Here is a 14,555-nt window from a genome sequence, read left to right as displayed (position 1 = left end):
GCAGGAATAGACCCTGACCTCACCGGGGTCGGGGCGTACGCGAACGTCAATCCCGGTCGTGGAACCTCAGTGCGTTCGCCCAGATGCGCGTCGAGGTGAACACGACGTCTTCGAACTCGACGGAAGTTCCGTCGCCCCTGTCTCTACTGGCTACGACTCCATTGGCAACGAAAACGTTGTATGCCAGGCGACTGACCATCCCCGACAGTGCCCGAGAGGTCAGGACAGGGTCGAGTTGCTTGTCGGCGATGCCCCGTGCCTGCAGTTCTTCGATTCCGCGGGCGTTCCGCGCGATGAATGCGTCTGCCCGCCTACGCCGCAGAACGGCGAAATTCGGGTCGATGTGCGCCACCTGCTCGAGCAGGCCCATCAATTTGGCGTTCCGCCGATATGCCTCGAGATAGGCGCGGTTACTGGCCTCCAGGACGGCGTAGGGGTCGTCCGTGTCCTGCACCCGCTTCATGCCCGGGTGCATCATGTCTTCCTGGGCCACCTCGAGCACGGCGGCGAAGATCTGCTCCTTGTTGTCAAAGTACGTGTAGAACGACCCCGTCGAGCAGTTGGCCTCCTTGGTGATATCGGTGAGCCTGGCGTCCAGGTATCCCGACCGCTCGAATACGGTCCTCGCAGCCGCCACGAGGGCCGCACGGGTGCGTGCACCACGGGGCGTGGCCGGCGGTTCACGCAGCAGACCGGTAGCCGCCATCGACGGGGCGGGCTGATCGTCCCAGTCTTCATCGACGATGTGAATGGTCATTTCCTACTTATACGCCAAATGTTCAGCCACGCCCAAACTCGACGCTCAGGTGATGGTCATGCCACCGTCCACCGCAATCGTCTGCCCGGTGACGTACGCTGCGGCGTCGGAAGCGAGCCAGACCACCGTCGCGGCCAGTTCCGGCGGGTCGCCGAGGCGACCGAGAACCAGACGTGGCTTCATCGCTTCGAGGTACCCGCCCTGGTACTGCGCCGTCATCTCCGTCTCGAAGAATCCTGGAGCGATCGCGTTGACCCGAATCCCCTTGCGGGAACCCCACTGCTGGGCGAGGTCACGGGTGAGCCCGATGACCCCAGCCTTGCTGGCGGCGTACGCAGCCTGCGGAAGTCCCGCGGTGGTGATACCGAGTACGCTCGCGATATTGACGATCGCGCTACCCGGCTTCATGACCTTGCCTGCCGCCTGCGCCGCCCAGTAGGAACCATTCAGATTAATGTCGACAACCTGCCGGAACTGGTCCGGAGTCTCCCTCGTCGCGGGGACGGCCGTGCCCACTCCAGCGTTGTTGACAAGCACGTCCACCCGGCCGAATTTCTCCATACCCGCGTCGATCATGTTCTGTGCCTGAGCCGGGTCCGTGATATCCGTCGCGACGCACAACGCCTGACGTCCCGCCCCCCGAACCAGTTCAGCGGTTTGTTCGAGACGGTCGGTGCGTCGTGCGGCCAGCACCACGTCCGCGCCGGCCTCCGCCGCGGCCTGCGCGAAGGCGACCCCGAGACCCGACGACGCCCCGGTCACTACGACCACCCGATCGGTCAACCTGAATTTGTCGAGAACGGACATTTGGGGTGACTCCTTTGTTGTGGGGCTGAGGGGTTCGGGGTCAGAGACCGAGATCCCGGCCGATCAATTCCTTCATGATCTCGTTGGACCCGGCCCAGATCTTGGTGACCCGCGCATCCATCCACGCACGAGCGACACGGTACTCCGTCATGAAACCGTAGCCACCGTGTAGTTGAACGCAGTGGTCGAGGACCTCGTTCTGCACCTGGGCGGTCCACCACTTGGCCTTCGCGGCGTCGACGGCGGTCAGTTCACCGTCTGCATGTGCGGCGACGCAGTTGTCGACGAATGCCTGAGTGACCTCAACTCGGGTGACCAGATCCGCGAGGAGGAACTTGTTCCACTGTAGTGAGCCGATCGGCTGCCCGAAAGCCTTGCGGTCCTTGGCGTATTGTATCGTCTCCTCGAGGATCGGCGCGGCGTGCGCGATGTTCGAGATCGCGGCACCGACACGCTCCTGCGGCAGCATCTCCATCATGTGGATGAATCCGCGGTCTAACTCACCGATGATGTTCATCGACGGCACGCGGACATTCTCGAAGAACAACTCGGCGGTGTCGGACTCGTGCTGGCCCACCTTGTCGAGTTTTCGGCCGCGCTCGAAGCCCTCCATGCCCGTCTCGACGGCGAACAGGGTGATGCCTTTGGACTTCTTCTCGGGGCTGGTTCGCGCCGCGACGATCACCAAGTCGGCGTTGTAGCCGTTGGTGATGAAGGTCTTGGAACCGTTGATGATCCAATCGCCGCCGTCCTTGACCGCCGTGGTCTTCAGCGCGGCAAGGTCTGATCCACCCGACGGCTCGGTCATACCGATGGCGGTGAGCAGTTCACCAGTGCAGAACTTGGGCAGCCAACGCAGTTTCTGCTCTTCCGTCGTCAACTGCACGAGGTACGGGGCCACGACGTCCGCGTGGATGCTGATACTCGACGCCACTGCCGCGTTTGCCCGCGCAAGTTCTTCGGCAAGCACGGCATTGAACCGGTAGTCGCCGGCCTCGCTCCCACCGTAGGCCTCGGGAATCTCGAGGCCTAGGAAGCCGTTGCGGCCGGCCTCAAGCCAGATCTCACGGTCGATGAAGCGCTGCTCGATCAATTTGTCGGCCACCGGCAGGATCTTGCGGTTCACGAATTCCCGGACCGATCCGCGGAATGCCTCGTGATCAGGGCCGTACAGGGTGCGTTGCATGACCGCTCCTCCTTCAAATCGGACTGTTCCTGCAATGCATGCCTACAATATGTAAGCGTATGCTTATTTTATAAGCGATTGCTTATAATGCTGGGACTGCGCGGTATTGTCAACATCCGCACAGCCAGGGATGGAGGAGGCATGAGCGAACCGCCGAACCAGGTGATCAGCCCGTCCAAGGCTGCCGCCCGCATCCGGGTCGCAGCCGCCGACGCGTTCGCGAGCAGCGGTTACGGCGGAACTACGACCCGCGAGATCGCCGCTCGCCTCGACATGAGTCCGGCCGCGATGTACCCGCACTACCGGTCTAAGGAAGAACTGCTATTTGCGATCAGCTACGAAGGCCACACCGCCACCCTTGATGTCGTGACGCGTGCAGACCTTCCCGACGAACTCCCGTCGACGAGGTTGCGGGCACTTATCGGCGCCTTCGCCGTCTGGCAGGCCACTCACCACACGCAGGCTCGTGTCGTGCAGTACGAACTCAATGCCCTCACCACGGAGCACTATCGCGAGGTTGTCAGGTTGCGCCGGGAAATCACCCGCATCGTTCGTGCCGTCGTCGACGCCGGCGCCGCGTCCGGCGAATTCACGGTGCCCGACAGCGAAGGCGTCACGCTGGCCCTCATGTCGCTGTGCGTCGATATCTGCCGCTGGTTCCCCGCCGGTGCGTATACCGAACCGAAGGTCGTTGCCGACCTCTATGCAGGCCTTGCGATGCGCATGGTGGGTGCGGGCTAGCGCGAATCACGCGGACTGCTCGGCTCTGCCGAAAATCGCGAGCACGTCCGGCTTCACCGGCAATATCCAGCGCTTCAGGTATTTTCGCCAAATCTCGTGGTGCCCATGCGTAATCTGTGAGCAACCGCTTGAGCACATGACCATCAGAGCATTGCATTCTGACGGAGGGTTTCATGGCGCACGGATTCCGCTCGTTCAGCTTTGTCGCCTCCACTGCCGCGCTGCTACTCGCCGCGATGGCCGTGCCCATCACCGCTCCGTCGCCGGTATCCGCTCAACTCGGCACCCTCTCCGGCCACGTCCGGGGCGCAAGTGGCCCGCTTGAATCCTTCTCGGTCACCGCCTGGAGCGCTGGCGACGGCGGCGAGCGACGAGCGCATCCGCTCGGTAGCGGAACAACCGACGCCGACGGGCGCTTCGTAGTGAACCTGAGCAGCTCACGGCCACCGGGATCCGTCCTGTATCTGCTCGCGGAGAACACGGTTCGATCCGATCCCGGTTCGCTGGTGCTCGCCAGCGTTCTCGGCAGCGGGCCGTTGCCGGCCGACGTGGTCGTCAACGAGAGGACCACCGTGGCCTCCGCGTTCGCGATGGCGCAATTTGTCACGTCGGGCGGAATCTCCGGGCCGAACCCGGGAATCACCAATGCGGCTGGGATGGTGCGCAACCTCGTCGACGTCGCAACAGGCGAGCCCGGGGCCGTGCTGGTCTCGTCTCCCAACGGTGCCGAGACCTCCACGATGGCGGCCTTCAACTCACTGTCGAACATGCTGTCTGCGTGCGTCACGATGCGGATACCATGCGACACCTTGCTAGACGCGGCAACTCCTCCTGGAGAACCACGTCCGGTCGACACCTTCCGCGCAATGTCCGATGTCGCCCGCGGTCCGGCGAATGCCGTCCTGCCCCTGTTCGGCATCTCGATGCTTCCGCCCCGGCCATATCTTCCTGCGCTCGACCTCCCGCCGGCGGCATGGACCCTCGCTCTCCGCTTCAATGGTGACGGACATTCGCTTGCCGGTCCGGGGAATTTCGCCATCGACGAGGACGGCTACATTTGGGTGAACAACAACTATCAGTACAACCCCGACCCGCGAGTTCCCGTGTGCGGCGGCGACTCGGTGTTCAAGTTCAGCCCGACAGGTCAGTTCGTGCCGGGTTCGCCCTTCAAGGGCGGCGGTTTGAGTGGAGCCGGCTTCGGGATCACCATCGACCCGAACGGCGACGTCTGGGTGGGTAACTACGGATTCGCCGCGCAGCCTCCTGGATGCCCCGAGGATCAGCAGCCACCGCACAACAGTGTCTCGAAGTTCACCTCGGACGGTCAGCCACTTTCTCCCCCAGAGGGTTTCACCGAGGGTGCAATCGACTGGCCGCAGGGAACGATTGCCGACCGCGACGGAAACATCTGGATGGCGAACTGCGGTTCGAACACGCTGACCCGATACCCGGACGGCGACCCGAGCCGAGCCGAAAATATCGACGCGGGCCTGGCGCGGCCATTCGGCATGGTGGACAACGGTCGTCACGTATTCGCGACCGGGATGCTGAACAACGCGGTGGCAGTTCTCGACAGAGACGGGACTCCCCTGCCCAACTCCCCCGTGTCCGGCGGTGGCCTGAACAATCCGATGGGTATCGCAAGCGATGGGTCCGGAAATGTCTGGGTCGCCAATTCGAGCATCGTGCAACTGCCCTGCCCGGACGTCCCCGGTCTCTCCCCGGGGGTCGGATCAATCACCCTCCTGAATCCGGACGGGTCCATGCAGGGCGGGCCATACATGGGCGGTGGACTGACCATCCCGTGGGGCATTGCGGCCGACGGTGACGGCAACGTCTGGGTGGCCAACTTCGGTGGCAAAAGGTTGTCGAACTTCTGCGGCACCGACGCGTCCACATGCCCTCCAGGAATGAGAAGCGGTGACCCGATCTCACCTGCCATCACGGGATACGCATTCGACGGACTCGAGCGAAACACCGGGGTCGCAGTAGACCCGTCCGGCAACGTCTGGCTCGCCAACAATTGGTTGGACATTCCCGTCCAGACCAACCCAGGAGCACACGAGATCGTCGCATACGTGGGCCTCGCGGCACCTCTTCAATCCACCGCACCCGCAAACTGACGCACCCGCAAACTGACGCACCCGAGAACCGGCGACCACAGCTCACCCCTCCTGACGAACAACTTGGTCACGACCCATTTTCCATAAATCTCGGAACATCTCCTTGCGCCCACCGAAGCAAAAGCGCACAGTGGCAAACGAGAGCGAACAGCTACATCCGACCACCTGCGGTTCGGCGTCGAGACAGCGCCGCGCAGGCCATTGGTCGTACCCATCCGGAGGAGTTTCAGATGCCCGCCAGATCCTTCAGCGTCAACGGCCGCGAATACAATGTCCCCGACACGCCCGTGGTGGTCATCTGCATCGACGGTAGTGAACCCGAGTATCACCTGAAGGCGATTGAGGCGGGGCGGATGCCGTGGCTCGAGGCGGTATTGGCGGAAGGGGGTACATACATACCGGCCCATTGCGCGATGCCCGCGCTGACCAACCCCAACAACATCTCCATTGCCACCGGACGACCGCCCAAATATCACGGCATCAGCGGAAACTACATCTTCGACACCGAGACCGGCGAGGAGGTGTTGATGAACGACAAGAAGTTCCTGCGGATCCCGACGATCTTCGCGGTCGCCAACGAGGCCGGCCTCGACGTCGCCGTCGTCACCGCCAAGGACAAGCTCCGACGCCTGCTCGGTGCCGGACTCGTCGAAGAGGGGCCGAACCTCGACGGCGCACCAGGGATGACGGCTCCGTCTCGGCGCGGCATCTGTTTCTCTGCCGAAAAGGCCGACCAGGCAACGATCGAGGCCAACGGCATCGGCGATGTCCTGAGTCTGACCGGCCGGCCACTACCAGAGGTGTACTCGGCAGACCTGAGCGAATTCGCGCTCGCTGCCGGCGTCAAGATCCTCGAGACCCGCACGCCGGACCTGATGTACCTGACGCTGACCGACTACATCCAGCACAAGAACGCGCCCGGCACCGAGGTCGCGAACGCCTTCTACGAGATGATCGACCGGTACGCGAGCGAGCTCGATGCACTCGGGGCCATTGTCGTGATCACCGCAGACCATGGCATGAGCGCGAAGTCGTTGCCGGATGGCACACCCAACGTCATCTTCGTAGAAGACGAGGTAAAACGCATTCTCCACGAGCTCGGCACTCCGTCGGAGGACGTCCGGGTCATCTTGCCGATTACCGACCCGTACACCGTTCACCACGGCGCGCTCGGCTCGTTCGCGAGCGTGTACCTGCCTGCGGGCGCCGATGTCGATGCCGTCTCCGAGGCGCTGGCCGGCATCGACGGTATCGAGGCCGTACACAGGCGTCAGGAGGCAGCCGACCGCTACGAGCTGCCCGCCGATCGTATCGGCGACCTCGTCGTGCTGGCCGAGAAGAACACCGCCGTCGGACGGTTTGCAGAATGGCACGATCTGACGCAGCTCGACGCGCCGCTACGCTCACACGGAGCGCTGGGCGAACTGAACATCCCGTTCGTGATCAACCGCCAACTCGAGCAACCGGAACTGGTCGACACACACCTCGGTAGTTCGGCCCGCGTGCACAACTACGACGCGTTCTGGGTCGCGACCACCGCGCTCAACCGCCCGCAACCCGCACGTCCCTCCCTGGTATAGATCTCCACCCCACCGCGAAAGATGCTGCCCGGCAGTTTAACTGCCCTCCAACACCGCGCGATCACCGAGCGATGCCAAAACCGGCGAACAGGTTTTATTCCTCTGAGACCTAGGTAGCGACGCACATGACCGTCAACGATTCACACACCGCCGATCCGGTGCCCGATCAGAAGTTCCGCAAGCTGCAGTGGCGCATGTTGGTTGCGACCATGTTCTGCTACGCCTTCTTCTACACCGGTCGGCAAACGTTCGGGTTCGCGATTCCCGGAATCGAGGCCGAGTTGGGCCTGAGCAAGGAAGTGCTGGGCGGGATCAGCGGGCTCTTGCTGTGGACGTACGCGATCGGGCAGATAATCAACGGAAACATCGTCGACAAGATCGGTGGTCGGCGGGTGATGGCCGCCGGGACGGTCTTGTCCACCATCTTGAACTGGGTGACCAGTTTCGCGATCGGCCCGTTGAGCCTGGGTGCGGCGTGGGCGGCCAACGGCTACGCCCAGGCGATGGGGTGGACCGCAGGCGGGCGGGTCATCTCGAACTGGTGGCCACCAAGCGAGCGGGGCCGAAGTTTCGGTTTCTACACATTCGCCGGTGGGGTGGCCTCGGTGATCGCCTACCTCACCTCCACCATCATCGTCGACGTCCTCCACTTGGACTGGGAATGGATCTTCCGCATTCCCGTGCTGCTCATGCTCGTCGGCGGGATCGTCTTCTTCCTGGTGTCCCGGGAATCTCCAGAGAGCGCGAAGATCATCCCGCCCAAACACTTCACCGAGGAATTGGCTTTCGAGCACGCCGTCACGAAATCCGACACCCGCGAACCAGACACCACCGAAGGCCCACCCGCCGAGGAATCGTCGCTGTCCCGATACACCCACGTCCTGTCTAACCCCAGGATCTGGTCGACGGGGATTGCCATCGGATTCTTGAACGCGGCCCGTTACGGCCTTCTGACCTGGGTGCCCGTGTATTTCCTCACTGCGACTGGAGGCCAGGACGACGGCGCCGTCAGCCCTATTTGGACCTCCGTCGCACTTCCGACCGGCATGGCGGTGGGCGCCTTGGCCAACGGCGAGATATCGGATCGGGTGTTCGGTTCCAGACGCGACCGGCCCATCATCTTGTTCACCGTCATCGGGGCCGCCGCATCGATAACGATGTACGCCGCCCCCCTCGGCCTCACAACCGGAATGATCGTCCTCTTCCTCACCGGATTCTTCGTCTACGGCCCACAATCCTCATTTTGGGCCCTCACCGTCGACATCTCCGGCACGAAGGTCGCCGGGACCGCGATCGGCGTAGTGAACTTCTTCGCCTATCTCTTCGCCGGTGCCGCAGCACCGATCACCGGGTACGTCATGGACGTAACCGGCAAGACGAGTTACATCTTCCCCATCGTCGCTGCGTGCTGCCTGATGAGCGCGTTGGCAACACTGACGATCCGCCACCGTCCCCCAAGTCAACAACTCGCCGCCTGAGCGGCCGGGATGGAATTGACCGATTCGAGCGCACGGCCGGTGGTGCGCGGGCCGAGCAGGCCGATATCCAGAACCATGGCGATCATGGCGCCGGCGACCACCGCGAATACAATCCCAGCCCCGGCGTGATGCAGCAGCGGCACCAGTACGAACGGCATCGCCGCACTGGAGAGCCGGGACAGCGAGTAGGTGCCACTGGTAGCAGTGCCGCGCAGTTGGGTAGGAAAGATCTCGGCCTGGTAGATGTGGGACGAGTTGGAGAACAGGTTGCTGATCGCCGTGTAGAGAAACCCGAACAACAGGATCACCCAGGTGGTGCTCGCGTAACCGAAGGCCAGCCCGAAAACTGCCATCGCGATCCCGGAACCCATCACCAGGAACTTGCGCTCGATCCGCTCGACGATGGGGATCGACAACGCTGACCCCACCGGGTAGCCGATAAAGGTCACGGCGCTGAACAACAGTGACTGCACGACCGGAAAACCTTTCGCCACCAACACAAGAGGCACCAGGGTTCCGAACCCATAGTAGCCCCAGGCCTGCAGCACATGGAACACCGACATCATCAGTGTTCGCCGGAAGTAGGGTCGCACGAACAGGTTCCGCAGCGCCGCGGTCTCCGATGCAGCGACAACCGGCCTGGCGTCGGGTCGCGGTAGAACATTGCCCTCCGCGAGGGCCTGTACCTCGAAGCGGCGCACCACCGCATCGGCCTCGTCGGTGCGCCCAACCGCTTCCAGCCAGCGCGGTGACTCCGGAAGCGCCGTGCGCAGCCCGAACACGATCACCGCGCCCAGTGCTCCGACGAGAAACATCCACCGCCACCCCGAGAAGCCGAAGGGTGCAATGGGTACCAGCCAGTGGGCGAGGAATCCCGCTGCCGGCACACCGCAGAACGACAGCGTGTAGGCCCACGCGGTATAACGCCCTCGGTTTTCGGGCGGCAACAGATCACCGAGATACGTGTCCGATACCGGGGGCTCTGCGCCGATCCCGATGCCGGCCAAGAACCGGGTGACCAACAGCATTACGGGACCGGCACTGAACGCGGCCAGCAAGGAAAACACCGAGTAGATACCGAGGCTCAACAGGAACGCGCGGCGGCGTCCGAGCAGGTCCGCGAGGCGCCCAAGGGTCAACGCACCGATAAACATGCCCAGAAATGCTGACGACAGCAGTAGCGGCAGGAGCGAGGCACTCAGATGGAATTCCTCGCTCAACACGCTACCGAGCACCCCGGCCAAGAAGATTTCGTAGATGTCGAAGAACAGTCCGAGCCCGATCACTACCGTCAGCCACCGATGGTGCCGCGTGATTGGCAGACGGTCCATCCGAGCTGCGATCGTCGGGATTCCCCGAGCGGGACTCTGGAGGTCAGTCATCAGTAACCGCTCTTCTGCCGTTCCCCCGAGGATATGTCCCACATTAGTGAAAACGTCATGCGCAAGATCCAGTTGGGCATCCCATTGCGGGCGGCAGTCGCTGAGACCGGGACCTCGCAAGAGTTACTCGGAGCATGCATGCACCGATCCGCGGCGCCCGCTGGACCGTCGTTGGCCCGACCCGTGCCGGTGAAAACTGAAACGCAAGGACAGATCAACATTCACGTGACCATTCACACCCACCCTATGTATACCCCATAGGGTATTGTCGTCGCTGTATCCCACCTACAGGAGGACCCTATGTGTTATCCCGTTACCTGCTCGAGCTGCAAGAAGGCGACCTGGGGAGGCTGCGGAGCGCACGTCGAGAGCGTCATGAAGTCGGTTCCCGCGTCCGGTCGCTGCACCTGCAAGGAAGACCCCGACCCAGCCGGCAAGTCTGGGATCTTCAGCTGGTTTTTCGGCCGCTGATCCCGCCGCCGGCGAGCTGCACGCGACAAGAAAGGGGCGATGGCTCGCCTCTCCTTCATCGCCCGCAGACGGGGTGCACTGGTTCGCCGCGCAGCGCGAAGGATTGACGGCCCCAGTGCCGACCGTACGTGGGTGATCTCTCGCATCTACCGGGCGTATTGCGCCCGCGTATATACCCCTACCCGTATAAGGAGTTTTGCAGATGACCGTAAGGAGAATCGACACCGGCGATCGGCGATCGGCTGTCGACGACAGCGACGAAGCCGGATGGATCCCAGTCTCCGGCGCAGGGTGGCGCGCTGGCGCGCATGGGTGCTGTCATGGCGACGAATTCGAAATGGGTGCTAGGCGTCTGGCTGATCGTGCTGGTTGCCCTCGGTGCGGCTGCTCCAAGCGTCTTCAACTCGCTGGCTGGCGCCGGCTGGCAGGCCAACGGTTCGGAGTCGGTGCGGGTGCGCGAACTCGCCCAGGAGCATTTTGGCGGAAACTCCTCCGCTGCGGTGCAGGTGGTTGTGCACTCGGATACCAAGCCCATCACGGACCCGGCGGTACAGCAGGTACTCACCGAGGCCACCGCCGTCTTCCAAGGGGACGACCGGTTCGGTGAGGTGATTGCACCGCAGCCCGGGATGTCGATCAGCCCGGACGGGCACACCGGCATCCTGATTGCAGGCGCGAACGCAAGCACGGACGAGATGGTCAAGGCGGTCGACGACCTCAAGGGTGAGCTGTCCGCGCTGTCGGGGGACGTGGTCGAGGTCTACCCGACCGGCGCCTCCGCGCTGTGGAGCGACTTCAACAAGGCCAATCACGACGCGATGATCAAGGCGGAGATGTTCTCCTGGCCGCTGACCATGGCGATCATGGTGCTGGCCTTCGGTTCTCTCGTGGCCGCGGGCCTGCCGCTGCTGCTCACCCTCGCGGGGCTGGTCGCGTCGGCCGGCGGACTGGTGCTGCTCAACACCGTCACGCCGATCTCGGTGTGGGCAATGAACTTCGCGATGATGTTCGCCCTGGCACTGGGCATCGACTACGCCCTGTTCATCGTCGCGCGGTTCCGGGATTCACTGTCCAAGAGCGGCGACCCCCGCTCCGCGGTCGCCGAGACCATGGACACCGCGGGCAAGGCCGTCGCACTCTCGGGCCTGACCGTGCTGGTGAGCCTTTCCGCGGTACTGCTGGTCCCCGCCCCCGCGGTGCGGACCATGGCCGTCGGAATCATGCTCGCGGTGACGTTCGTCCTCGCCGCCACGCTGACGCTGCTCCCGGCCGTGCTGGGCAAGCTCGGACGGAAGGTCAACGCCGGCTCGCTCCCGTATGCGAAGCGACAGCAACACCGGTCCCCCGGATTCCATGCCTGGGGCAACCTGCTGCACAAGCACCCATGGCCGTTCGCAATAGGTTCGCTCCTGGTACTGGTCGCGCTGTCGATCCCGGTGCTCGGGCTCAAGGTCGCGATGCCCTCCATCGAGGTCGTGCCGACGGACGCCCCGGTCCGCCAGGGCTACGAACTGGTCCAGGCCCAGATGGGCGAGGGCGCACCCGGCATGCTCCAGATCGTTGCCCCCACATCCGAAGCCGAGGCGACTGCCGCCGCGGCGAAGTCGACCGAGGGCATCGCGATGGTCACCCCGCCGACGCCTGCCTTGGACGGCTCCGACTACGTCATGCTTCAGGCCGTCCCGAACGTCGACCCCTCCGACAGTGCGATGGGCTCGATTCTCGACCGACTGCGTGCCGACCTGCCCTCGCAGGCACTGGTCGGAGGCGCACCCGCGGAGAACCTCGACCTGCAGCAGGCGCTCAACGACTACCTGCCCGTGATCATCGGCATCATCCTGACGCTCGGGTTCATCCTGTTACTGGTGGCCCTGCAGGCGCCGTTGATCGCGATCCTGGGCACCGTGGTCAGCCTGCTCTCGACCGCCGCTGCGTTCGGGGTGGCGAAGCTGATCTTCCAGGACGGGCACGGGGCAGGCCTGCTCGGCTTCACCCCGCAGGGATTCCTCGACGGCTGGGGGCCGGTGTTCTTCTTCGCGATGATCTTCGCCATTGCGATGGACTACACCGTATTCCTGCTCGCCACCGCGAAGGAGCACTACGAGGAGTCAGGCGACCCGAAGGTCGCGCATGTCATGGGGCTCGCGCACTCGGGTCGGGTGATCGCCGCCGCCGCCGCGGTGATGGTGGCGGTGTTCTTCACCTTCGCCCTTGCTGACCCGCTCCCGCCGAAGGAGATGGGCATCATCCTCGGTGTCGCGGTCTTGCTCGACGCGGTGCTCATCCGGCTCGTGCTGCTGCCGGTGCTGCTGCGACTGACCGGTCACGCCGCCTGGTGGTCCCCGGCCTGGTTGCGGCGTGTGCTGCCGAACATCAGCTTCTCTCACGGATGACCCAATACGTATGTGCGGTAGGCAAACACACACCCACCGCACATACCCCATAGGGTATTATAGAGCAGGTCAGATTCACTGAAGGGAACGACCATGGTCGGAAACGAAGAGAGCGTCGCACTTGTCCTCAACAGGTTGCGCCGCGCGCCGGCCTGCAGCGGGTGAGCTATCGCACCTCACTGACCACCTCGAAATCACCCTGACATTTCCATCCCATTCGACCGAAATGGAGACCCACCCAATGAAACTGGCACTGTCGACGACACTGGAAACCTCGTTCACCGACGCAGTCGAACGAACCCGAACCGCATTGAAAGAACAAGGATTCGGGGTGCTCACCGAAATCGATATGCAGGCAACCCTGAAGGCCAAGCTCGGAGAGGACATGGAACGCTACCTGATTCTCGGCGCCTGCAATCCGCCGCTCGCGCATCGAGCCGTGGAAGTGAACCGTCAGATCGGGCTACTCCTGCCCTGTAACGTCATCGTGCGCGAGGACTCGAACGCTGAAGGCGCCGTCCTGGTCGAAGCGATGAATCCGCAGTTGATGGTGAACTTCACCGGCGAACCAGAACTCGAAGCAGTCGCCAAGGACGCCGGGACACGCCTGCAGGCCGCCATCGACACCCTTGCCTCTCAGCCCTGAGAACTCCGCAACCGGGCAGGGAAGCCGGTAACTCCACACGACTCGAGACCGATAGGAGATATTCATGACGATTCTCGCCTCCGTGGTGCTGGGTGCCGTCATCGGAATTCTGCTCGGCCTCCTCGGCGGCGGCGGGTCGATCCTCGCCGTTCCCGGTCTCGTCTACGGGCTCGGAATCCCACTCGCGCAAGCAGTGCCGATGTCCCTTCTGGTGGTCGGTATCGCATCCCTGTTCGGTAGCATCCCCAAGATCCGGGCCCACCGAGTCCAGTGGCAAATCGCAGGCGTGTTTGCCGTCACCGGATTCCTGGCCGCATTCGCCGGGAGTGCATTGAACCGACTTCTCCCCCCCTCGGTGACCCTCGCCGGATTCGCGATAGTGATGATCGCATCGGGAGTCCGAATGCTCTCGAGCACGGAGAAAACCGGAACTGCCTGCCGAGCAGAGGGATACACGGTTAACTGGCGTCGGTGCACCTCCCGAGCCATCCCGGCTGGTCTCGGCGTCGGATTCTTGACCGGACTCTTCGGCGTGGGCGGCGGGTTTCTCATCATCCCGGCCCTCGTTATGCTGCTCGGCATCGAGATGTCCGTGGCGGTAGGCACCTCACTGGTGATCGTCACCGCCAACTCCGGATCCGGACTCCTCGCCTACCTCGGCAATCTCAGCCTCGACTGGGGTGTCGTCGCCGTGTTCACGGCGACCGCCATCGGTGGATCGCTCGTGGCAGCCCGCTACGGGAAGAACGTCGACGCCGCCCGACTGCAGAAGTGGTTCGCCTACCTAATCTTCACCGTGGCGGCCTATGTCCTCGTCGAAGTGATCTTCATTCGATAGCACTCCCCCGCTATACGGGCGCCGAACCGCACACCCAGGTCTACCAGCGTCAGCACACCGAAGTCGGCCGCGTCGACGCAGAGCGAGTCAGGCCCGACACGGACAGCGGCACAAGCGCAAACGGTGGTCACGGCGGTATCGGCAGAGGACCTG

The 14,555-nt window shown here is 63.5% G+C and carries 12 protein-coding genes; 8 read left to right on the top strand and 4 right to left on the bottom strand.

What is annotated here, in order from left to right; all coding sequences use genetic code 11:
- Window positions 1-46 precede the first annotated feature (46 nt).
- The 3 genes from RM2_RS15995 to RM2_RS15985 are packed head-to-tail and all read right to left on the bottom strand — an operon-like array spanning window position 47 to window position 2,750.
- Entirely contained in the window at window positions 47-757 is a 711-nt protein-coding gene (locus RM2_RS15995; RefSeq protein ID WP_072690542.1) for a TetR/AcrR family transcriptional regulator, read from the bottom strand.
- A 45-nt stretch (window positions 758-802) separates the two neighbouring features.
- Window positions 803-1,564 (bottom strand): SDR family NAD(P)-dependent oxidoreductase, encoded by a 762-nt coding sequence (locus RM2_RS15990; protein ID WP_072690541.1) that lies wholly within the window; start codon window positions 1,562-1,564, stop codon window positions 803-805.
- A gap of 40 nt (window positions 1,565-1,604) precedes the next feature.
- Window positions 1,605-2,750, bottom strand: coding sequence for an acyl-CoA dehydrogenase family protein (locus RM2_RS15985; RefSeq protein ID WP_072690540.1), 1,146 nt, complete (start codon window positions 2,748-2,750; stop codon window positions 1,605-1,607).
- Window positions 2,751-2,891: 141 nt separating this feature from the next.
- On the opposite strand from RM2_RS15985, the gene RM2_RS15980 reads away from it, so the two are divergent.
- From RM2_RS15980 to RM2_RS15965, 4 genes are all read left to right on the top strand, one after another.
- Window positions 2,892-3,491, top strand: a complete 600-nt coding sequence (locus tag RM2_RS15980) for a TetR/AcrR family transcriptional regulator (protein WP_072690539.1) — start codon at window positions 2,892-2,894, stop codon at window positions 3,489-3,491.
- 173 nt (window positions 3,492-3,664) lie between these two features.
- Window positions 3,665-5,614: an NHL repeat-containing protein gene (locus RM2_RS25300; protein WP_245813995.1), complete on the top strand. Its 1,950-nt coding sequence runs from the start codon at window positions 3,665-3,667 to the stop codon at window positions 5,612-5,614.
- A 230-nt stretch (window positions 5,615-5,844) separates the two neighbouring features.
- Window positions 5,845-7,194, top strand: a complete 1,350-nt coding sequence (phnA, locus tag RM2_RS15970; RefSeq protein WP_072690538.1) for a phosphonoacetate hydrolase — start codon at window positions 5,845-5,847, stop codon at window positions 7,192-7,194.
- A 125-nt stretch (window positions 7,195-7,319) separates the two neighbouring features.
- Window positions 7,320-8,672 carry an MFS transporter gene (locus RM2_RS15965; RefSeq protein ID WP_072690537.1) on the top strand — a complete coding sequence of 451 codons (1,353 nt, stop codon included), beginning with the start codon at window positions 7,320-7,322 and terminating at the stop codon, window positions 8,670-8,672.
- Here the strand turns inward: RM2_RS15965 and RM2_RS15960 are convergent.
- On the bottom strand, window positions 8,654-10,003 hold the full coding sequence (locus tag RM2_RS15960; RefSeq protein WP_245813994.1) for an MFS transporter: 1,350 nt from the start codon (window positions 10,001-10,003) through the stop codon (window positions 8,654-8,656). The genes RM2_RS15965 and RM2_RS15960 overlap by 19 nt on opposite strands.
- A gap of 351 nt (window positions 10,004-10,354) precedes the next feature.
- Here RM2_RS15960 and RM2_RS26140 point away from each other — a divergent pair, with 351 nt between their 5' ends.
- The 4 genes from RM2_RS26140 to RM2_RS15945 all read left to right on the top strand — a co-directional run bounded on the left by RM2_RS26140 (window position 10,355) and on the right by RM2_RS15945 (window position 14,402).
- Entirely contained in the window at window positions 10,355-10,525 is a 171-nt protein-coding gene (locus RM2_RS26140; protein WP_507762065.1) for a DUF8730 family Cys-rich protein, read from the top strand.
- A 320-nt stretch (window positions 10,526-10,845) separates the two neighbouring features.
- Window positions 10,846-12,918 (top strand): MMPL family transporter, encoded by a 2,073-nt coding sequence (locus RM2_RS15955; RefSeq protein WP_245813993.1) that lies wholly within the window; start codon window positions 10,846-10,848, stop codon window positions 12,916-12,918.
- 241 nt (window positions 12,919-13,159) lie between these two features.
- A complete protein-coding gene (locus tag RM2_RS15950; protein ID WP_072690573.1) occupies window positions 13,160-13,564 on the top strand; it encodes a DUF302 domain-containing protein in 405 nt (134 codons plus the stop codon).
- 64 nt (window positions 13,565-13,628) lie between these two features.
- Complete coding sequence (locus RM2_RS15945; RefSeq protein WP_072690534.1) at window positions 13,629-14,402, top strand: sulfite exporter TauE/SafE family protein; 774 nt, start codon at window positions 13,629-13,631, stop codon at window positions 14,400-14,402.
- Window positions 14,403-14,555 lie beyond the last annotated feature (153 nt).

Source organism: Rhodococcus marinonascens NBRC 14363, from assembly GCF_001894885.1.
In the GTDB taxonomy this organism is placed as follows: Bacteria; Actinomycetota; Actinomycetes; order Mycobacteriales; family Mycobacteriaceae; genus Rhodococcus_F; species Rhodococcus_F marinonascens.
The sequence above is the reverse complement of the archived record's forward strand: the minus strand, read 5'-3'. Positions and strand labels throughout refer to the sequence as shown.

Excerpts from the sequence above, each read along its gene's own strand:
- RM2_RS15995 (WP_072690542.1), bottom strand. The coding sequence starts at position 757 with ATGACCATTCACATCGTCGATGAAGACTGGGACGATCAGCCCGCCCCG.
- RM2_RS15990 (WP_072690541.1), bottom strand. The coding sequence starts at position 1,564 with ATGTCCGTTCTCGACAAATTCAGGTTGACCGATCGGGTGGTCGTAGTG.
- RM2_RS15985 (WP_072690540.1), bottom strand. The coding sequence starts at position 2,750 with ATGCAACGCACCCTGTACGGCCCTGATCACGAGGCATTCCGCGGATCG.
- RM2_RS15980 (WP_072690539.1), top strand. The coding sequence starts at position 2,892 with ATGAGCGAACCGCCGAACCAGGTGATCAGCCCGTCCAAGGCTGCCGCC.
- RM2_RS25300 (WP_245813995.1), top strand. The coding sequence starts at position 3,665 with ATGGCGCACGGATTCCGCTCGTTCAGCTTTGTCGCCTCCACTGCCGCG.
- phnA (WP_072690538.1), top strand. The coding sequence starts at position 5,845 with ATGCCCGCCAGATCCTTCAGCGTCAACGGCCGCGAATACAATGTCCCC.
- RM2_RS15965 (WP_072690537.1), top strand. The coding sequence starts at position 7,320 with ATGACCGTCAACGATTCACACACCGCCGATCCGGTGCCCGATCAGAAG.
- RM2_RS15960 (WP_245813994.1), bottom strand. The coding sequence starts at position 10,003 with ATGGACCGTCTGCCAATCACGCGGCACCATCGGTGGCTGACGGTAGTG.
- RM2_RS26140 (WP_507762065.1), top strand. The coding sequence starts at position 10,355 with ATGTGTTATCCCGTTACCTGCTCGAGCTGCAAGAAGGCGACCTGGGGA.
- RM2_RS15955 (WP_245813993.1), top strand. The coding sequence starts at position 10,846 with ATGGCGACGAATTCGAAATGGGTGCTAGGCGTCTGGCTGATCGTGCTG.
- RM2_RS15950 (WP_072690573.1), top strand. The coding sequence starts at position 13,160 with ATGAAACTGGCACTGTCGACGACACTGGAAACCTCGTTCACCGACGCA.
- RM2_RS15945 (WP_072690534.1), top strand. The coding sequence starts at position 13,629 with ATGACGATTCTCGCCTCCGTGGTGCTGGGTGCCGTCATCGGAATTCTG.